Annotated in this window: 23 protein-coding genes; 19 read left to right on the top strand and 4 right to left on the bottom strand. The window is 48.4% G+C overall.

Annotation, left to right across the window (positions count from 1 at the left end; genetic code table 11):
• The first annotated feature begins 126 nt into the window (after positions 1–126).
• The 17 genes from ychF (at position 127) to K6T22_RS16350 (ending at position 16641) form a co-directional block, all read left to right on the top strand.
• Positions 127–1227, top strand: a complete 1101-nt coding sequence (gene ychF, locus K6T22_RS16430; RefSeq protein WP_029343022.1) for a redox-regulated ATPase YchF — start codon at positions 127–129, stop codon at positions 1225–1227.
• Positions 1228–1347: 120 nt separating this feature from the next.
• On the top strand, positions 1348–1635 hold the full coding sequence (gene rpsF, locus K6T22_RS16425; protein WP_023469851.1) for a 30S ribosomal protein S6: 288 nt from the start codon (positions 1348–1350) through the stop codon (positions 1633–1635).
• Positions 1636–1658: 23 nt separating this feature from the next.
• On the top strand, positions 1659–2177 hold the full coding sequence (ssb, locus tag K6T22_RS16420; protein WP_023469850.1) for a single-stranded DNA-binding protein: 519 nt from the start codon (positions 1659–1661) through the stop codon (positions 2175–2177).
• A gap of 43 nt (positions 2178–2220) precedes the next feature.
• Positions 2221–2451: a 30S ribosomal protein S18 gene (rpsR, locus tag K6T22_RS16415; protein WP_023469849.1), complete on the top strand. Its 231-nt coding sequence runs from the start codon at positions 2221–2223 to the stop codon at positions 2449–2451.
• A gap of 134 nt (positions 2452–2585) precedes the next feature.
• Complete coding sequence (locus K6T22_RS16410; protein ID WP_238238319.1) at positions 2586–4571, top strand: DHH family phosphoesterase; 1986 nt, start codon at positions 2586–2588, stop codon at positions 4569–4571.
• Positions 4568–5011, top strand: coding sequence for a 50S ribosomal protein L9 (gene rplI / locus K6T22_RS16405; protein ID WP_238238318.1), 444 nt, complete (start codon positions 4568–4570; stop codon positions 5009–5011). Before K6T22_RS16410 ends, rplI begins: the two co-directional genes overlap by 4 nt.
• A 19-nt stretch (positions 5012–5030) precedes the next feature.
• Positions 5031–6383 (top strand): replicative DNA helicase, encoded by a 1353-nt coding sequence (gene dnaB, locus K6T22_RS16400; RefSeq protein ID WP_023469846.1) that lies wholly within the window; start codon positions 5031–5033, stop codon positions 6381–6383.
• Between the two features lie 211 nt (positions 6384–6594).
• Positions 6595–7887, top strand: coding sequence for an adenylosuccinate synthase (locus K6T22_RS16395; protein WP_050678890.1), 1293 nt, complete (start codon positions 6595–6597; stop codon positions 7885–7887).
• A 228-nt stretch (positions 7888–8115) separates the two neighbouring features.
• A complete protein-coding gene (gene yycF / locus K6T22_RS16390; protein ID WP_023469844.1) occupies positions 8116–8823 on the top strand; it encodes a response regulator YycF in 708 nt (235 codons plus the stop codon).
• A 2-nt stretch (positions 8824–8825) separates the two neighbouring features.
• On the top strand, positions 8826–10676 hold the full coding sequence (gene walK / locus K6T22_RS16385; protein WP_029343019.1) for a cell wall metabolism sensor histidine kinase WalK: 1851 nt from the start codon (positions 8826–8828) through the stop codon (positions 10674–10676).
• Positions 10673–11989, top strand: a complete 1317-nt coding sequence (gene yycH / locus K6T22_RS16380; RefSeq protein WP_238238317.1) for a two-component system activity regulator YycH — start codon at positions 10673–10675, stop codon at positions 11987–11989. Before walK ends, yycH begins: the two co-directional genes overlap by 4 nt.
• Before the next feature lie 6 nt (positions 11990–11995).
• Entirely contained in the window at positions 11996–12832 is an 837-nt protein-coding gene (locus tag K6T22_RS16375) for a two-component system regulatory protein YycI (protein WP_238238316.1), read from the top strand.
• A 10-nt stretch (positions 12833–12842) separates the two neighbouring features.
• Positions 12843–13634 carry an MBL fold metallo-hydrolase gene (locus K6T22_RS16370; RefSeq protein ID WP_023469840.1) on the top strand — a complete coding sequence of 264 codons (792 nt, stop codon included), beginning with the start codon at positions 12843–12845 and terminating at the stop codon, positions 13632–13634.
• 106 nt (positions 13635–13740) lie between these two features.
• On the top strand, positions 13741–15030 hold the full coding sequence (locus tag K6T22_RS16365) for a S1C family serine protease (protein ID WP_238238315.1): 1290 nt from the start codon (positions 13741–13743) through the stop codon (positions 15028–15030).
• A 144-nt stretch (positions 15031–15174) separates the two neighbouring features.
• Positions 15175–15336, top strand: coding sequence for a CxxH/CxxC protein (locus K6T22_RS16360; RefSeq protein WP_023469838.1), 162 nt, complete (start codon positions 15175–15177; stop codon positions 15334–15336).
• Between the two features lie 72 nt (positions 15337–15408).
• Positions 15409–15888: a 23S rRNA (pseudouridine(1915)-N(3))-methyltransferase RlmH gene (gene rlmH / locus K6T22_RS16355; RefSeq protein ID WP_058713709.1), complete on the top strand. Its 480-nt coding sequence runs from the start codon at positions 15409–15411 to the stop codon at positions 15886–15888.
• A 153-nt stretch (positions 15889–16041) separates the two neighbouring features.
• Entirely contained in the window at positions 16042–16641 is a 600-nt protein-coding gene (locus K6T22_RS16350; RefSeq protein WP_133208481.1) for a DUF4230 domain-containing protein, read from the top strand.
• Between the two features lie 4 nt (positions 16642–16645).
• On the opposite strand, the gene K6T22_RS16345 is transcribed toward K6T22_RS16350, so the two are convergent.
• From K6T22_RS16345 to K6T22_RS16330, 4 genes are all read right to left on the bottom strand, one after another.
• On the bottom strand, positions 16646–17008 hold the full coding sequence (locus K6T22_RS16345; RefSeq protein WP_238238314.1) for a hypothetical protein: 363 nt from the start codon (positions 17006–17008) through the stop codon (positions 16646–16648).
• Positions 17009–17035: 27 nt separating this feature from the next.
• Positions 17036–17188, bottom strand: a complete 153-nt coding sequence (locus K6T22_RS16340; RefSeq protein WP_238238313.1) for a hypothetical protein — start codon at positions 17186–17188, stop codon at positions 17036–17038.
• 157 nt (positions 17189–17345) lie between these two features.
• A complete protein-coding gene (locus tag K6T22_RS16335; protein WP_238238312.1) occupies positions 17346–17585 on the bottom strand; it encodes a hypothetical protein in 240 nt (79 codons plus the stop codon).
• 15 nt (positions 17586–17600) lie between these two features.
• Positions 17601–18221, bottom strand: coding sequence for an HNH endonuclease family protein (locus tag K6T22_RS16330; protein WP_396133879.1), 621 nt, complete (start codon positions 18219–18221; stop codon positions 17601–17603).
• A 192-nt stretch (positions 18222–18413) separates the two neighbouring features.
• Here K6T22_RS16330 and K6T22_RS16325 point away from each other — a divergent pair, with 192 nt between their 5' ends.
• Together K6T22_RS16325 and K6T22_RS16320 are read left to right on the top strand one after the other, a co-directional pair.
• Positions 18414–18611 (top strand): hypothetical protein, encoded by a 198-nt coding sequence (locus tag K6T22_RS16325; protein WP_238238310.1) that lies wholly within the window; start codon positions 18414–18416, stop codon positions 18609–18611.
• 82 nt (positions 18612–18693) lie between these two features.
• Positions 18694–19881 carry a DUF4317 domain-containing protein gene (locus K6T22_RS16320; RefSeq protein WP_238238309.1) on the top strand — a complete coding sequence of 396 codons (1188 nt, stop codon included), beginning with the start codon at positions 18694–18696 and terminating at the stop codon, positions 19879–19881.
• The last annotated feature ends 41 nt before the right edge of the window (positions 19882–19922 follow it).

The raw sequence follows: 19922 nt of genomic DNA, 5'->3' as shown, positions 1-19922 counted from the left end.
GCTCCTTGCTTAAAAAAATTGAACTATCTATAATTGTGAAAGATGTGCTGACGTGGTGTAATCATTCTACCCACTGCGGCCGCTAGCACGGATTTCCTAGGAAATACCGAAAAGGAGGAATTCCAAGTGGGATTAACAGCAGGAATCGTTGGCTTACCAAACGTAGGAAAATCAACACTTTTTAACGCCATCACACAAGCAGGTGTAGAGGCGGCGAACTACCCGTTCGCAACAATCGACCCGAACGTCGGTGTCGTTGAAGTACCAGATGCACGTCTTCGGAAATTGACGGAACTCGTCAACCCGAAAAAGACGATCCCAACAGCATTCGAATTCACGGATATCGCTGGTATCGTAAAAGGAGCATCAAAAGGTGAAGGGCTCGGAAATAAATTCCTCGCGAACATTCGTGAAGTAGATGCGATTTGTCAGGTCGTCCGTTGTTTCATTGACGAAAACATCACTCACGTTTCAGGAAAAGTCTCACCGATCGATGATATTGAGACGATCAACCTCGAATTGATCCTTGCTGACCTCGAGCAGGTTGAAAAACGGATCCAGCGTGTTCAAAAACAAGTTAAGTCACGTGATAAAAACGCAGCGGCTGAACTCGAAGCACTTGAAATCGTGTTGGCATTGCTCGAAGACGAGAAACCAGCACGCTTGGCTGAATTGAACGAAGATCAAGCAGCCATCGTCAAACACTTCCAGTTGTTGACGATGAAACCGATGCTTTACGTCGCAAACGTCGGTGAAGATGAAGTCGCAGATGCGGACAGCAACGAGAACGTGCGTCTCGTTCGTGAATTCGCAGCTAAAGAGGGTGCAGAAGTCATCGTCATCTGTGCACGGATTGAAGAAGAGATTGCGGAGCTTGAGCCAGAAGAACGCCAAGAGTTCCTCGTCGATCTCGGAATCGAAGAGTCAGGTCTTGATCAATTGATCCACGCGGCGTATAGCACGCTTGGTCTTGCGACATACTTCACAGCAGGTGAAAAAGAAGTACGCGCTTGGACGTTCAAAAAAGGGATGAAAGCCCCACAATGTGCGGGTGTCATCCACTCGGACTTCGAACGCGGATTCATCCGTGCAGAAGTCGTCGCGTATGAAGATTTAGCAGCTGCAGGCAACATGACGACAGTGAAGGAACAAGGACGTTACCGTTCAGAAGGTAAGGAATATGTCTTCCAAGACGGCGATGTCGTCACATTCCGCTTCAACGTCTAATCGAAAACGAATCGTTATTGCATAAAGCAAAATACTTTGGTAGTATTAACGAATGTGAGTAATGAATTATTGCTCCTTGCTCGAACATTCGAGCCGCCAGTCCAAGAGGAGGTGACAGATATGCGTAAATACGAAGTACTTTACATCATCCGTCCGGAACTTGATGAGGAAGCACGCAAAGCAACAGTGGAGCGTTTCAACAAAGTCCTCACTGATAACGGTGGTACAGTTGATAAAACAACTGAAATGGGTAAACGTCGTTTCGCTTACGAAATCAATGATATGCGTGAAGGGTTCTACGTTCTTCTTAACGTTTCTGCTGAACCAGCAGCTACAAAAGAACTTGACCGTCTCATGAAGATCAGTGACGATATCGTTCGCTTAATGATCACAAAAGACGAGAAATAAGCTGAAACAGGAGAGTGATTCTGATGATTAACCGCGTCGTTTTAGTCGGTCGGTTAACTCGTGACCCGGAAATGCGTTATACGCAGAGCGGGATTGCGGTAACGCGATTCACACTCGCATGTGACCGTCCTTTCACAGGGCAAGATGGGAAGCGAGAAGCTGATTTCATCGATTGCGTCGTTTGGCGCAAGCAAGCAGAGAACGTTGCTCAGTATTTGAAGAAGGGTAGTCTTGCTGGTGTAGAGGGTCGCCTCCAGATTAGCAGCTACGACGATAAAGAAGGGCAACGCCGTTATCGTGCGGAAGTCGTCGCTGATAGCGTCCGCTTCCTTGAGTCACGTAACGCGAGCCGTTCATCGGATGGTAGCGAAGGCTACGCTTCATCTACTGGTGGAAACGGGAATGCTGCAGGATGGGGTTCACAGCAACAGCAGAACAACTCTTCCTCGCCAGCACCCGCTTCATCGAATTCGGGCTTCGGCGCTGATCCGTTCAGCGGCGGTAGTTCGATCGACCTTTCAGATGACGATCTCCCGTTCTAAGGAAATCGTCCTGAAAAATTTAACTTAAAAGGAGGTTAATCACATGGCACGTCGTCCAGGTGGAAAACGTCGTCGTAAAGTATGTTACTTCACGTCGAACCACATCACTCATATCGATTATAAAGACGTAGAACTTCTCAAACGTTTCATTTCGGAACGCGGTAAGATTCTTCCACGTCGTGTGACTGGTACTTCAGCGAAATACCAACGTCCACTTACAATCGCAATCAAACGCGCACGTCAAATGGCTTTAATCCCATACGTGGCTGACTGATTTCGTAGCACCATCCTCATACGTGAGGGTGGTGCTTTTTTTCGCTTCCCTTTCATCCCCTCCTGCTTTTCGGTTATAATAAATAAGTTACTAAAAATTTAAATGAACCCTATAGAGCATAGAAGGAGGACACGATGGAGTCAGGTCAACAAGTATCACCGGAACGAGAACGACGCATCGTTCGCTTCATTCCGTATCTATTAATCGTCGGTCTGCTTCTCGTCGTCGCTGTACGTGAACCGATCATCTCCGCTATCGGAGCCGTCGTGACTGCCCTCCTCTTCGGATTACACTTGTACGAAGAACGTCGTGCGCGCAGGGCATGGGAAACGTATGTCGCCGGAATCTCGATGCAAGTCGAGGAGACGGGACAAGATGCATTGACGAACATGCCAATCGGGATTTTGTTATACGATGAGGAAACACTAGTTACCTGGTTTAATGATCCGATGCGGGACATCTTTGATGATGTCTCGATGGGACAGACCCTCAATGAGCTTGATCCCTTATTCATCGAGATGGTTGCGACGAATGAGGACCAGGCGACGCTTGAAATCGGTGATGCCGTATACCGTGTCTTTTCGAACCATGAGAACCGGACTTTTTATCTGTTTGATATGACAGAAGAAGCACAAGTCGAACAACAACTCGTCGACAATCAGACGGTCATCGGCGTCATTTATCTCGATAACTATGATGAGATGACACAAGGCATCGAAGATCAGTTGCGCAGTGAGTTGAACAGTCGTGTCACTCAACTATTGAATCACTGGGCAGCCGAACACGGGACGTATATCAAGCGGACCGCATCTGATCGGTATTTCATCGTCACGACAGAAGAGAATCTCCGGATTCTCGAACGATCGAAGTTCACGATTCTCGATACCGTTCGCGAAGAGACGAGTCAGCGTGGTGTCCAGTTGACGTTATCGATCGGAATTGGTTGCGGAAGTGACCCGATTCCGGCGCTTGGTCTGATGGCTCAGTCGAGTCTCGATCTCGCATTAGGACGGGGAGGCGACCAAGTCGTCATTAAACGTGATGGAAAAGTCCGCTTTTATGGCGGCAAGACGAATCCGACAGAAAAACGGACACGTGTCCGGGCTCGGGTCATTGCCAACTCGCTTCGTGACCTAATGCAGGAATCGAGCCGTGTCCTGATCATGGGGCATAAGAATCCGGATATGGATGCACTCGGATCAGCGATCGGCATTTTGAAGCTTGCGGAAATGAACGATAAGGAAGCGCATATCGTTTTACCGCCAGAAGAAATCGGTCGTGGGATTCGCCGGATGATGGACGAGATCGCTGAAGTACCACAACTCGAGACACGGTTCGTCAATGCGTTTCAAGCAGATCAGTTAATTGACGATCAGACGTTACTCGTCGTCGTCGATACACACAAACCGTCGCTCGTCGTCGTGCCGACGTTACTCGATCGATTCGAGCACATGGTCGTCATCGATCATCACCGGCGCGGAGAGGATTTCATCGAAGATGCGGTCCTCGTCTATCTCGAGCCATACGCGTCGTCGACGTCAGAACTCGTGACCGAGCTGATCGAGTATCAGCCGACGAATCAGAAGCTATCGATGCTTGAGGCGACGGCGTTACTTGCCGGAATCATCGTCGATACGAAAGGCTTCGCTCTTCGGACCGGCTCCCGGACGTTCGATGCTGCGTCTTACTTGCGTTCACAAGGCGCTGACACGGTGCTCGTGCAAGAGTTCCTCAGTCAGGACCTTGAAACGTACGTGGAGCAGTCACATATTCTCGAGCGTTCGGAAGTCTATACGAAGGGGATGGCGATTGCGACAGCGGAACCTGGTGTCATTCACGACCAGGTCTTGATTGCACAAGCAGCCGATCAATTGCTGTCGCTTCAAGGCATCCGTGCCGCTTTCGTCATCGCGGAACTCCAAGATGGACGGACGGCGATCAGTGCCCGTTCGCTTGGTGAGGTCAATGTCCAGTTGATCATGGAGACGCTCGGTGGCGGTGGTCATTTGACGAATGCGGCGACGCAGATGTCAGAATCGGTCATCACGGTTGCAGATGCCTTGCGCAAAGCAATCGATCAATATCTAGAAGATGAGACAAAAGGAGAGGAATCAGAATGAAGGTTATTTTCTTACAAGATGTAAAAGGACAAGGTAAAGCAGGAGACGTCAAAGACGTCGCCGATGCTTATGCAAATAATGTACTTTTCAAGAAAAAGTTAGCGCGTCCTGCGACGACTGGCAACTTGAAGCAACATGAAGCACATGAACGTAAAGCAGCAGAAGAAGCAAAAAAAAACTTGCTTGATGCGCAAGCGTTAAAAGAGAAAATCGAAAAAGAGACGATCGTCGTCTCGACAAAAGCTGGTGAAGGTGGTCGTGTCTTCGGTTCGGTCACAAGCAAACAGATCGCAGAAGCACTCAAGAGCATGGGCTACAAGATCGATAAACGCAAAATCGAGCTCGAGCATCCGATCAAGGCACTCGGCTTTACGAAAGTACCATTGAAGTTACACAACGAAGTGACAGCGACGCTGAACGTTCAGGTCAAAGAGGCGTGAGTAGAAAAGGGGACCGGTGATGAGTGAAGTCATGCAAAATATGCCTCCCCAAAGTATCGAGGCAGAACAAGCCGTCCTAGGGGCGATCATGATTGATGCGGATCGTTTGATCAGTGCATCTGAACGTTTGTTACCGCAGGACTTTTACCGTGCCTCTCACCAACGGATCTTCGAAGCGATGCTCGTGTTGTCCGACCGAGGCGAAGCGATCGACCTCGTCACGGTGACAGCCGAGCTAAGCACGCTTGGGATCCTAGATGAGATCGGTGGTCTACCGTATCTAGCGGAACTAGCGGAAGGTGTGCCAACCGCAGCCAACATCAATTACTACGTCAACGTCGTTGACCAGAAATCGACGCTCCGGCGTCTGATTCGGACGGCAGGCGAAATCGTCACTGACGGATATGAACGGCAAAATGAAGTCGACGTCCTGCTGAATGAGGCAGAGCGGAAGATTCTCGAAGTATCGCAAGGAAAAGGAAGTGCGAGCTTCATCCCGATCTCGGACGTCTTGACGAGTGCCTATGCAACGATTGATAAATTGCATAAGCAAAGCGGCGAGACGACGGGTATTCCGACGGGTTTCCAAGATCTCGATAAGATGACGGCTGGGTTCCAGCGTAACGATTTAATCATCGTTGCAGCACGTCCATCGGTCGGGAAGACGGCTTTTGCCTTGAACATCTCGCAAAACGTCGCAACACGTGCTGACGAAAATGTCGCCATCTTTAGTCTTGAGATGGGTGCCGAGCAGCTCGTCATGCGGATGCTCTGTGCCGAAGGAAACGTCGACGCCCAGCGTCTGCGGACCGGTCAACTTGAAGAAGAGGACTGGGGTAAGTTATCGCTTGCGATGAGTAATCTCTCTCAAGCCGGTATCTACATTGACGATACACCTGGTATTCGTGTCAACGACATCCGGGCAAAATGCCGTCGTTTGAAGCAGGAGCATGGGCTTGGGATGATCATGATCGATTACTTGCAGTTGATTCAAGGGAATGGTCGCTCAAGCGACAACCGCCAACAAGAGGTTTCGGAAATTTCCCGTTCCTTGAAATCGCTCGCGCGGGAACTCGAAGTCCCGGTCATCGCCTTATCTCAGCTCTCGCGTGGTGTTGAGAGCCGTCAAGATAAGCGACCGATGATGTCGGATATCCGAGAATCGGGAGCGATCGAGCAAGATGCCGATATCGTCGCCTTCTTGTATCGTGACGATTACTACAATAAAGAAACGGAAGATGCGAATACGATTGAGATCATCATCGCAAAACAGCGGAATGGTCCAACCGGTACCGTCAAACTTGCCTTTCGAAAAGAATTCAACAAGTTCGTGGATCTCGAGCCAAGCAACTCGTACGCGCCACCAGCTTAATCTAAGCTACGTTTTGTCTTCGATTGATCGGAGACAAAACGTAGCTTTTTTTATTTTTACCTAAAGATTCTCAGTTTATTCACCAAAAACGATAATTAAACGAACGAAAGAGAATTGTAACAATTAATTGTTCGGTATTTGGTTGACTTCTTTTTTTTATCGCGTTACACTTAGTCGTGGTTTTGAATCGTACGTGGAGGTGGATGATAAGATGTCATCAGTAGTAGTAGTCGGAACACAGTGGGGCGACGAAGGAAAAGGGAAAATTACCGATTTTCTTTCAAAACAAGCCGATGTCGTGGCACGTTATCAAGGTGGAGACAATGCAGGACATACGATCGTATTCAATAACGAGACGTACAAATTGCACTTGATCCCATCAGGTATTTTTTACTCGGATAAGAAATGTGTCATCGGGAACGGTCTCGTCGTTAACCCGAAATCACTCGTCAAGGAATTGAAGTATCTACACGATCGTGGTGTCTCAACGGATAACTTGTTAATTTCGAATCGGGCGCATGTCATCTTGCCGTACCATCAGTTGCAGGATCAGTTAGAAGAAGAAGCGAAGGGCGATGCGAAAGTCGGAACGACGCTAAAAGGAATCGGACCGTGTTACATGGATAAAGCAGCACGAATCGGTATCCGGATGGCAGACTTGCTCGACAAAGAAACATTCGCTGAGAAGCTGAAGATCGTTCTCGATCAAAAGAACCGCATGTTCACGAAGATGTATGACGCTGAACCAGTCGCGTTCGACGATATCTTCGAAGAGTACTATGCGTATGGACAAGAGTTCGCGAAATATGTCTGCGATACATCGGTCGTCGTCAACGATAGCCTTGATCACGGCGAAAAAGTGTTGTTTGAAGGCGCACAAGGTGTCTTACTCGACCTTGACCACGGAACGTATCCGTTCGTTACATCATCGAACGCATCTGCCGGTGGTGTCGCATCAGGTGTCGGTGTCGGTCCAGCCCGAATCGACCACGTCGTCGGTGTCTGTAAAGCGTACACGTCACGTGTCGGTGACGGTCCGTTCCCAACAGAATTGTTTGATGATATCGGTCATCAAATCCGTGAAGTCGGTCGTGAATACGGAACAACAACAGGACGTCCACGTCGTGTCGGTTGGTTCGACTCCGTCGTCGTTCGCCACTCACGCCGTACAAGTGGGTTGACGGACCTTGCGCTCAACTCGATTGACGTTTTGACAGGACTTGAAACGTTGAAGATCTGTACATCATACGAATTCAACGGGAAACAAATCGATGAGTACCCAGCAAGCTTCCGTGATCTTGAAGCATGTGTTCCAGTCTACGAAGAATTGCCGGGCTGGAAAGAAGACATCACAGGTGTCCGTCGCTTTGAAGATTTACCGTTGAACGCACAGAACTACGTTAAGCGGATTGCAGATCTGACAGGGATCTCACTTGTCACATTCTCGGTCGGACCAGGTCGTGAACAGACAGTCGTCTTACGTGATCTCTACGAAGAAGCATAAGTCGTTTCAACAGCCTCTTGCACCCTGCAAGAGGCTGTTTTTTGTGCGAAATGGTTCACAAACGGAAGCAAAAACAGGTATACTAAATACAGTGTTTCACGTGGAACCTCTCCCGTGAGACGACGAACAGCAGAGAGAGTGGCGCCGGGAGTTTCCGTCGCCACCTTTCTATATGCCGAAAAAACAGGTAAAATAGATTGAACAGAAATTTTTAAGGGGGCACACCCAGTGACGGAACGTAAAATTCTAGTCGTCGATGACGAGTTACCGATTGCAGATATACTCAAGTTTAAATTAGAAAAAGAAGGCTACCAGGTCGCGATTGCAAACGACGGCGTGGAGGCATTAGAAAAGTTCGAAGAGTTCAAACCCGATTTGATGTTGCTCGACATCATGCTTCCATTAATGGACGGCATGGAGGTCTGCCGGGAAGTCCGGAAGACGTCGAAGATTCCAATCATCATGCTGACAGCGAAGGATTCTGAGATCGATACGGTACTTGGTCTTGAGCTTGGCGCGAACGATTACGTGACGAAGCCATTTAGCTCGCGCGAGTTACTTGCCCGCGTTAAAGTCCATTTACGCAACACGAGCCCGGAAGCAACACCACAACCTGTTGGACCAGGTCCACTCAAAGTTGGAGAACTGTATATCGATACGAATTCGCATACGGTGACACGTAAGGATCAAAAGATCGAGCTGACGCAGCGTGAGTTCGAATTGTTGCACTACCTCGCGAAAAACATCGGTCAAGTCATGACACGTGAGCATTTGTTGCAAACGGTCTGGGGCTATGACTACTTCGGTGATGTCCGGACAGTCGACGTAACAGTGCGTCGTCTCCGTGAGAAAGTCGAAGACAACCCAAGTACGCCGGTCTATATCATGACGCGTCGTGGTGTTGGCTATTATCTCCAAGACGGGGAGAATGAATAACGATGTTAAAAGGAACGAACTTCTTTAAATCCATCCAATGGAAACTCGTCGTCATCTATGCCTTATTGATTTTAGTGGCGATGCAGGTCATTGGCGTCTATTTCGTTCGTTCCCTTGAAAAGCAGTACATTACGAACTTCTCGAAGTCGGTCGAGGACCGGGCAGGTCTTGTCGCCTATAATGTCGGGAAGGAATTCGATAAAACAGGCGATGATGACGCCTCCAAGCGGCAGTTGTCCCAATCACTAGGGCAACTGCTGTCTGAGTTTAGTAATGGCTCCACCTCAAGGAACGACATCCTCGAAGTCCAGATCATCGACCAGGACTCAATCATCCAAGCGACATCGGATAACGAGAACCAATCAGCGGTTGGACAACGGGCGACGAATTCACTGATTAAAAAAGCGCAGGCAACGAGCTCGACCCGAACGGACACCGTGCTTGATCCGGAATCAGAGGATAAGATTCGGATCTTTGCTGTACCGGTCACCTCGGAACGAGATGGTGTGACGACCGGGATGATTTATGTCCGCGCCTCGATGGAGTCGATCTATTCGCAGATGCAACAGGTCACGCGGATTCTTGCGACCGGGACGGTCATCGCCCTCGTCATCACGTCGATTCTCGGTGTCTTGTTATCGCGGACGATCACACGTCCGATTTCCGATATGCGGCGTCAAGCAATCGAGATGCGACGCGGGAACTTCTCGCGGAAGGTTAAGGTCTATTCGGATGATGAGATCGGGCAACTCGCTCGTTCCTTCAACGAATTAACAGATGAGCTACTCGAAGCGAACGCGACGACGGAAGCCGAACGGCGGAAGTTGACGAGCGTCCTCGAGAACATGACCGATGGCGTCATCGCGACGGACCGGACGCTTCGCGTCATCTTGATGAACGATCAAGCGAAGGATATCGTCGGGGCGGATGATGCGAGTGTCGTCGGAACGAACTTGAAGGACTTACTAGCACTTGGTGACGATTTCATGATTCCGGAAGACGGTACGATGCCACCGCGTCTACTTGATTTCAGTAGTGAAGATGAATTGTTCCTCGTCCGGGCATTCTTCTCGCCCGTCAAGAAACACAGTGGTCCGATTACCGGGATGATTGTCGTCCTGCATGACGTCACGGAACAGGAGCAGGTTGAACAGGATCGTCGCGAATTCGTCGCGAACGTCAGTCACGAGCTCCGGACACCGCTGACGACGATGCGCAGCTACCTCGAAGCCTTAGCAGAAGGAGCGTATCAAGACGAGGAACTCGCACCACGTTTCCTTGAGACGACACAAAACGAGACGGAGCGGATGATCCGCCTCGTCACCGATCTCTTACAACTGTCGAAGATGGACAGTAAGGAATACAAGATGAACAAGGTCCGCTTCGATTACATTCAGTTCTTAAATGAGATTCTCGATCGCCATGACATGACGAAACCGGAACGGATTCGTTTCCGTCGTAAGATCATGAAGCGGAAAGTCTACATCCGCGGCGATCAGGATAAATTGATTCAGGTCGCAGACAACATCCTGACGAATGCGATCAAGTACTCACCGGAAGGCGGCACGATCACCGTCCGGACGATGCTGCGGGCAAAACGGATCGTCATCAGCATCAAGGATGAGGGTGTCGGAATCCCGAAAGCGAATCTCCAAAAAATCTTTGAACGCTTCTATCGTGTCGATAAAGCCCGCGCCCGTAAAATCGGCGGCACCGGTCTTGGTCTGTCAATTGCGAAAGACGTCGTTTCCGCACATGGTGGCGACATCTGGGCAGAAAGTGAATGGGGACGCGGCACGACGATTTACTTCACGCTTCCGTATGAGGTGATCGAAGAGGTGGATGCCGGATGAAGAAACAACACTGGAGTTCGCTGTTACTCGTCCTGCTCGTCGCCGGTTCGATCGCTCAGACAGCGATGCTCTGGACCTATCATCCAAGCAGTGAATCGATCGAGCGGGAACAGGTCTCGTTCAACGAGATCGATGCCTCAAAGACGATTGAAAGCAACCAACTGATTAATCCAGAATTACTCGTCTATACGGATCAGGAAGGGATCTATCAGACGCAAATCATCGGTCGGACCTTCCTCAACCGAATCGGTGCGTCGTTTAACATCGGTGTCCTTGTCCTGACCGATAAAGCAAATAACATCCCGGTCGGTGACCGGAGTGTCGAGATGATTTTTCCAACGCCAATCAGTGCGACGATTCTTGAAGAGTTGCTTGGCGAAAAACAGATTGCCTTCTCGGAACCGATCAAACGGCTCTATTTGCTTGATTATGACGGACCAATCCTCCGTCTCGAATCAGCGACAGGTCGCCTGAAGGACTTCAAGCTCGTCGGCGATGAGACGGTTCTGAAACGATTGTTCGCGCACGATAAGAAAAAACCGATGACACGCGTCGAACTCAAAGGTGGCGATTATACGTATGTCGCGAGCGGTACGACGCGACTAGAGCAAGTCTTCGTCTACGACGAGGTCGGGCAATCGCCAAAACCACTCGATCGCATCCGCAGTGCCTTTTTCGCGGAGAATTCGAACGTCCAGCAAATCAAGAGTCGGGACGATCTCGACGTCTTGACGGACGGTGTCAGTGTTTCGACGTATGACCGAAACTACAATGTGTACCGTTTCAATACATTATCGCCGAACACGCAAAGCTCGACTGTCGATTACAGTACCCTCGTCAGCTATGTCAACATTCATGGGGGCTGGCTCGACCAAGATACGCAACGCAGTGGCTTCCGGTATTACTTCGATCAGATGAGTAAGAAGGAGGATGAACAGACAGCGACGTTCCGGTTGTACTTGAACCGCTATCCGGTCTTCGGAGAGAGTGGTCCGCTACTCGAACAAACGAAGTTTGATCTTGCGACACTCAAAATCATGTATGAGGAAAACCAAGTCCGGTCGCTCAGTCGTAGCATGCTTCGGGCGAAGCGGAAGCTCATTCTTCGGGAAGAGACGGTGCCGGCTGTTGAAACGGTCCTCGAACGTCTCAAACGTGCGGAACTCCTGACAGAGATCAGTGGAATCCGGATCGGATATGAGATGACGTATAAAATTTCAACGAGTCGCTACGCCGTCTTTGAGCCAACATGGTTCATTAAGATCGATGGGGTCTGGCAATCGATCAATCAAGCTGTCGGGAATGAGGGGTGAGGACGAATGGACTGGAGTAAAGCGAAGACCTTATTGATGCTGACCTTTTTGATCCTGAATGTCTACCTCGCCATTCAATTGATGGACCGGATGGTCGAGCCGCGGATCGTCGCGACGAGTGCGACCGGTAAATCAATCTTGAAGGATCGCCAAATCGATGAGAAGAAACTGCAGCCGGTCACGCGAGACATTGGCTATTTAACGGCTGAAGTTGACGCGCGGACGCTGGCACCACTTGCGAGTTCACCGATTCGGGACGCGGTCGCCTCCGTCAAAAATGATGTCGAGTGGTCGGTTCGGTTAACGAAACCGTATCCACTCGAAGCGAAGACGATGCGGGATTCCGCCTCATCATTCGTGCAAGCATCAGTCCGGTACGGCGCCGAATATACATTTTGGAAGTATGATAGCAAGTATCAGGAGATGACGTTCGTTCAGACGTATAAAGGACAACCGCTCTATTCGACACCACAACAATCGCGTGAAGATGACGCGATGATCGGACCGTCCTTACTTGTCTTGCAGCTGAACGATGCGAAGGAAATCGTCAGCTACAAACAACGCCACTTGAACAAGGTCGTCCGGCAAGCGCAGGACGTGACGTTGTTATCGGCAAGTGAAGCGATCGTCCAGTTGTCGGAGCAAGGCTTGTTCCCGGCATCGAAGCGGTTGACGAGTCATAAGCTCGGTTATTTCTGTCTCGTCACGGAAGGCACGGAATCGGTTCAAATCCTGCCGCCGACGTGGCAAATCGAGCTCGACAATGAAGAAGTCTACTTCGTCAATGCGATTGACGGCGGTGTCCAGACCGTCGAACGATTGGATACAGTCTCAGAGAAATGAGGAATGCACGATGAGCCTACACTACAGCGTCATGGCCAGTGGCTCGACGGGGAACGCCCTCTATATCGAAAGTGAACAGACCCGCTTGCTCGTCGACGCGGGACTGACCGGCAAGGCGATGCTCGCCTTGTTCGACCAGATTGACCGGTCGCCGCATGGCATCGATGGTCTGTTCGTCACCCATGAGCACTCCGACCATATCAAAGGCGTCGGCATCATGGCACGGAAGTACAATATCCCGCTCTATGCGAATGAAAAGACGTGGGCGGCGATGGAAGCGAAGATCGGCAAGATTGATCCGGCGCTGAAGTTCCTCTGGGAAGTCGGAGAGGTCAAGCAGTTCGGTGACATCGAAGTCGAATCGTTCAACGTCAGTCACGATGCAGCAGATCCGATGTTCTTTCAGTTCGCGCATGAAGGAAAACGGTTGGCGCACATCACGGATACCGGATACGTCTCGGATCGGATGAAAGGTGTCATTCGGGGCGCTGATGCTTATATCTTCGAAGCGAACCATGATATCGGTATGCTCCAGATGGGACATTACCCGTGGAGCGTCAAACGACGGATCCTTGGGGATTACGGACACGTCTCGAACGAGGACGCCGCAATCGCGATGAGCGAGGTCCTCGATGACCGGACAAAACGGATCCACATGGCCCACTTGAGCAAGGACAACAACATGAAGGAACTCGCCCGGATGAGTGTCTCCCAAACGCTCGCGAGCCGTGATGTCGATCTGAGTAAGATTCAGCTTCTCGACACGGATCCGGTCATTCCGACACCGCTCCTGAAGCTTTGATTATGGGAAATTACTGAATATGCTCAAAAGACCCCCACATTTGGCTCACTTGCCACGTGATGGGGGTATACTTGTGTAAAGAGAGTCATAAAGGAGGCGTATGTCGATGGATCGACCGGAAGAACCACGGAACGAATCCGAACGATACGAACAGTCATCCGATGAGAGCGGCTTCCCGCCCCGTCAGCCGGCAACGAGCGAACCGGTCAGCCCTTATCGTGAACCATATGAAGAACAACCAGAACCACCGCGTCGTCGTGGTGCCGGAAAAGCCTTTTTCGTCGGTCTGATCGGCGGAATCGTCGGAGCCTTGTTGATCGCTCTCGTCGCGTGGCCGTTCGTCCGCGATGAGATGACGAGTCCGACTCCGGTTTCGTCGACGACAGCGGAACAGACTGCAACACAGACGACAGAGGATGAAGCCGACATCGTCGGTGCTGTCGGTAAGACGAAGGAAGCCGTCGTGAGCGTGACGAACCTTCAGAGCTCGTTTCAAGGAACGGATCAGGAAACGGGTGCGGGGTCCGGCGTCATCTATAAAAAAGACGGGAATAAAGCCTACGTTGTCACGAACTACCACGTCGTTGAAGGCGCAAGCCGCTTGTCTGTCACGTTATCTGACGGAACAGCACTCGAGGCAAAAGTCCTCGGGGAAGATCCGACGTACGATTTAGCTGTCCTGTCAATCGATTCATCGAAAGTGACACAAGTCGTGAAACTCGGGGATTCGGATACGTTACGTGCCGGTGAAACGGTGCTTGCGATCGGAAATCCGCTCGGAATCTTTGCAAACTCCGTCACGCGCGGTGTCATCAGTGCGCAAGAACGGACGGTTCCAGTCGATACGAACAAGGATGGACAGCAAGACTTCAATACAGAAGTCATCCAAACGGATGCGGCAATCAACCCGGGTAACTCCGGTGGAGCGCTCATCAACACAGCGGGTCAATTGATCGGGATCAACTCGATGAAGATTGCGGAAGCGAGCGTCGAAGGAGTCGGATTTGCGATTCCAATCAACGAAGCGTTACCGATCATGCGTGATCTCGAACAAAACGGTGAAGTTGTTCGTCCACAGCTCGGGATTCAGATCCGTGACGTGCAGGAATTCCCAAGTGGATACCGCGAAGATCGGTTAAAATTACCGAATGATGTCACGAAAGGGATCGTCGTCGTCGGTTTGACGCGTAATAGTGGAGCCGAAAAAGCGGGTATGAAAGCAAACGATGTCATCGTTGAGATCAACGGAAAAGAAATTGCTTCCTTCGCTGATCTAAAAAGCGTTCTCTACCGGGATGCAAAAGTTGGCGAAACAGTCAAAGTCACGTTCTATCGTGGCGGTGAAAAGCAGACAGCAGATGTGAAGTTGTCCGCCCAGTCTCCGACCGTTCAGTAAGGCGTAATCTCAAAACCATCCACAGGTCCGACCTGTGGATGGTTTTTTTAAGTGAGGAAACCTACGGCTTTTCCGGTCAGGAAGGTTGATATTTGTTATACTGGAAGCGGATAAATGTGGATAAGTGAAAGGAGGAGACAACTTGTGGATAAGTACGTCTGTTTAGAACATGTCGAGCTCGCGCTTGACGAAATCGTGGATGAAACAGAACAATACCCGATTCTCGATCAGCTAAATCCAGAAAAAAACATCACGTGTGAATACTGTGACGCACCGGCAACATATCTTGTGTCAAGCAAAAAATAAATTTCAACATGTGGATTTGTGGATAACTCTGTGGATAACTCCTGAATTTTCTGTCAGAAAGCGAGAAAAAAGATGCAAATTACCATCATTACGGTCGGAAAGCTAAAAGAGAAGTATTTGAAACAAGGCATCGCCGAATATACGAAGCGTCTCAGCGCCTACTGTTCGATCCAAGAAATCGAGGTCGCGGACGAAAAGGCACCAGAGCAGTTGAGTGAAGCGGAGATGGCGCAAGTGAAGAAAAAAGAGGGTGAACGGATTTTAGCGAAGATCGGACCGGACGTTCATGTCCTTGCACTTGCTATTGAAGGAAAACAACGGACGAGTGAACAGTTCGCGAAAGAACTCGATCAACTCGCGACGTATGGTAAGAGCAAAATTGCTTTCGTCATCGGTGGATCACTTGGTCTTGCACCAGAAGTGATGCAGCGGGCAAATGATACAATCTCGTTTTCAAAGATGACATTCCCGCATCAATTAATGAAGATGATTCTCTGTGAACAGATTTATCGGGCGTACCGGATTAATCGGAATGAGCCGTATCATAAATAAACTTAAAAACTCTAAAATTTCTTAGAATATACTTAAATGTATGTTCTGAAGGATTTTAGAGTTTTTTAAATAACGAAATTTATATTATTTATTAAATTAGTAAAAATGTATAATTAGAAAAGGAAAAAAATACATTTTTAAGGAGAGCAAATTTTGAAAAAAACAATTATCACTAGCATAATCTCAATTGTATCTTTTGTAATGATAGGATTAGCTATTTTCTTCATATTCAAACCAATCGAACTAAAAACTGAAAAAAGGTCCAGTACCTCTCTGATCCAAGAAAAGATAGTAGAGCTATCGGAGCTAGCCACTTTAAAATATGAGTACAGTGATGTAGTGGTTAGTCGTACGAACAGAAAAATTTCACTTGGAGTCACCGATTTAAAGTTTGCTGAGGCGATAAAACTCATCAAATACTCTGGGTATTTAAAAGCAGGAACTGATCTTTCTAAAGCAAGTGTGTCGTATAACAAAGAAAAAAATTTGATGCTTGTACGAGTACCAAAAGCTAGAATTCTCGATAATGTTGCTGAAATCGAAAAAGCAGAGGTAGAAGATGTAAAGGGAAACATCCTATCGGACTATCCGACGCAAACTGTGTTCGATGTCATAAGTAAGAATAAAGAAAAGGTGGAAAAGAAAAAGATAAGTGAAGGACTTTTAGAAAAAGCAGATCAATCTACTCAAAAGTTGCTAACATCTTTTTTGAAATCGAATGAATATAAAAATATTTCGATTGAGTTTTATTGAGTTATTATACTGTTATAAATTTCATATAGTCCGCTTCTTTCTTAAACTGATCATTCACAATCAAATCTGGTGAAATCAAATAGGTTCCGGCATATTCACCGTACTTAATTTTGAAATAGCATGTCTTGGGTGCGAGTAGACTTTTCGATGGATGAATCTGCTCTCGTAATAGTGGCGTCCAACCTGATTGATTTTGTGAATTAGCAAAAGAGACAACAATCAATTGATCAGCTTGAATCAATAGTACAAGATCGTTGTCTTGTAAACGCGATGGATTGACGTGGGCGAGGATCGGATCGACAGACTTAGCGATAAACCCGCCAATAGTAGCGTGTGACTGCTGTTCCTTGATGAATTGTTGAATCATAGTTACCCCCCTGACTGTACCTATAGATTACTCCGACTTTTCTTTTGTGATGATACCAATACCGAAACCAAATAGCATGATGATACCCGTAACGAGTAACGCAGGCACGTGACCTTCTAATGCCATATAGAGACCTGCGCCACTTAAAATGACGCCGGTTGGAATCAAAACGTTTCGCATGAAGTATTCCTCCCTAAAAGGATAATGACGTTGTTCTCACTATACCGGATAGAACGTCAGATAAAACGCATGCTTTAGTAAATAATGACAATCTGATTTTGAATATGCAAAACGAAAAACAGACGCCACCCATTAACTTGGGCAGCGTCTGTTTTCATTATGTTCGTTCCAGTACATTGATGAGCATCTGATGAATGACATCATGATCCCGAACGTCATGGACACGATAAGTGCCGGGTAACGTATAGACGTCTATCGCCCCGACATAAGCAATCTTTAGTTCCAACGTCCCGTCTTCCTGACAGGTCGTCCGGAGTTCGAGTTCACCGCTGATGACACCAACTTCTTGCGTCATAACACCATGTGTGGCGGTAAAGGTAGAGGTTTTCGTTTCCATCGAATCGACTCCTTTTTAGTATGTACATGTGTTCAACATCGTTTGTAAGGCTGTTTTTTCACTCGACTGTAAGCTGAGGTTCCAGCGACTCTTCGTATTGATCCACATCTTTGAGTAGGCACAGCTCGCACCTGCACGTGTCGGCTTCCATGTCGACGGATCCTGATCCCCTTTTGAACGGTTCGAGCTTGCAGAGACAGCAATCAATTGCGGACCTGTTAAATCGTTTGCGAACGCTTGACGTGTCGTCGTCGTCCAGCTGCTTGCTCCTGAACGCCATGCTTCGGCAAGCGGTACGACGTGATCGATGTCGAGGTCAGACGGGTTCGTGAATGTCAGTCCGTCATAGTAACTATACCAAGAACCAGATGTAACGGGACACGATCCGACATATGAATCAGCGTCACGTTTTAAGACGACTTGTCGCGTATCACAGCCGCTTCCTTGACTGATCCAGTGCGGGAACAAATCACGCGAATAACCGGTCATACTGCCTTCTGTTTTAACCGTTAAGGCATCGAGTTGAGACTGGGCCGTCGCTTTCGACGAGATCCCTGAGGGCAGTGCGGAAACGGATGTCGTATCGAATTGAAAAGCGGTCAGGCAGACGAGCGTAGTGATGACGATGGACTTGATGGCTTTGAACACGTGTCATTCCTCCTATGTATGAGACGAGATGATGTGAAGACACCCTTCACAATTTTTAGTATGGCATCACTTATTTAGGAAAAAATAAATATCGTGTAAATGTTATAAAAATTAAACTTTTGTCATTATATAGAAGGGTCTGATGTTAGGATTTAGGTGGAGAAGAAAGGGGACTACATAATGAACGAACGAATCAGAGGATGGTTGATTGTGTTCGGTATCTTTTTATTCGTAAGTGGCACGTTAAAGGAAGCACAACGTTATTTCAACACAAAAGAACTAGAAAATTGTATCGCGCAAGCTCGCGCTGCCCACCAGGAATATGAATATGAGATCGTTAATCCTGTCACACGCGCGTATTCATTCCGTGCGCATTGATTTTCTAAAAGATGTCGGGTCATCTCGCATATGTTACGCTTTTCAAGAAGCAGGATTTTAATGATTCGAGGAGCTGGTATGCATGAATAAAAAAGACATCGCCGATATCCGTCGTCACTTTAAGATGGATGCCGATTTACTAAAAATCCATGAAATCTACAACGTCTATATCCGAAAAGAGACGAGTGAAATCTATCATGAGGAAGCACGACCGTTTCCATTGCTTGATCCGGAGCAACAGGAACTGTTCCTCGCGAACTTCAAGAAGGTACTAGGTGGAAAACTCGACGTCAAGCTGTTCGAGGTCAAGTTCACCCATCCGGAAGAAGGGGAGACGGTACACACGCAACAACTCCTTTACGAAGGACTCTATGCGGAAGAGCCGGAAGACTGGGTCGAACAGATGCAGACGATGGCGCTGAAAATGGTTCAAGACGTCCAGTACGAGAATGACCTTGTCGTCACGTTCATTCGTGGTCAATACTATAAAACGACGAAGCGCCAAGCGGATGAGACAGAGATCGATCCGAATGACGACGTCTATACGACACCATTCATTCTCGGTAGCCTGAACTTAACAGAGCTACCGAAGCAATCGCTTGTCTTTGATTTCGTCGAACGTGAATTCAAGTCGAACTTATTCATCAATCCGGTCATCAAACTCGCATCGCCAATCGGTGGGTTTCTCTTCCCGACCTTCACCGACAACGCAGCAGACGTCAATCACGTCTTGTATGCAGCGGGCAAGCCGAATAAACCAGATTTCGGCTTCCTTGAAAACGTCTTGAACGGTCAACCGATCGTCACAGCAGATGAGGATAAAGCGATTTTCGAGGAAATTGTCAAATCGGTCGTTGGCGAATCGATGGATACGAAGACGTTAGCCGGTGTCTATGAAAACATTAATCAGTTGATTGTTGTCGAAGAGGATCAAGATGAGGAAGAAGTGCCGATGCTCGACGTCCAGGAAGTCGAGCGTGTTCTCAAAGCGAGTGGTGTTGAAGACATCAGCACGGAGCAGGTCGAACGGGCATTCAAAACGGTTGTCGACGATCCGACGTACGAGATGAAGGCGAGTAACATCGTTCCGAACTATGAAGCGAAATCAATTAAAATCAATACGAAGGTCGCGAACATCGCGATCAGTCCGCAAGACTTGAAATACGTCAAACAAGTCAACTACCAAGGCAAACGCTGCCTGTTGATCGAGGTTGAGGAAGATACGGTCATCGATGGCTTTACGATCGTTTCACAAGAACAATTACGATGAGGATCAGCGCAGGCGACTGCGCTGATTTTTTTAGGTGAAAC

It is taken from the genome of Exiguobacterium acetylicum, assembly GCF_022170825.1.
In the GTDB taxonomy this organism is placed as follows: domain Bacteria; phylum Bacillota; class Bacilli; order Exiguobacteriales; family Exiguobacteriaceae; genus Exiguobacterium_A; species Exiguobacterium_A acetylicum_B.
Note: the sequence above shows the minus strand (reverse complement) of the source record. Positions and strands in the feature narration are given on the sequence as shown.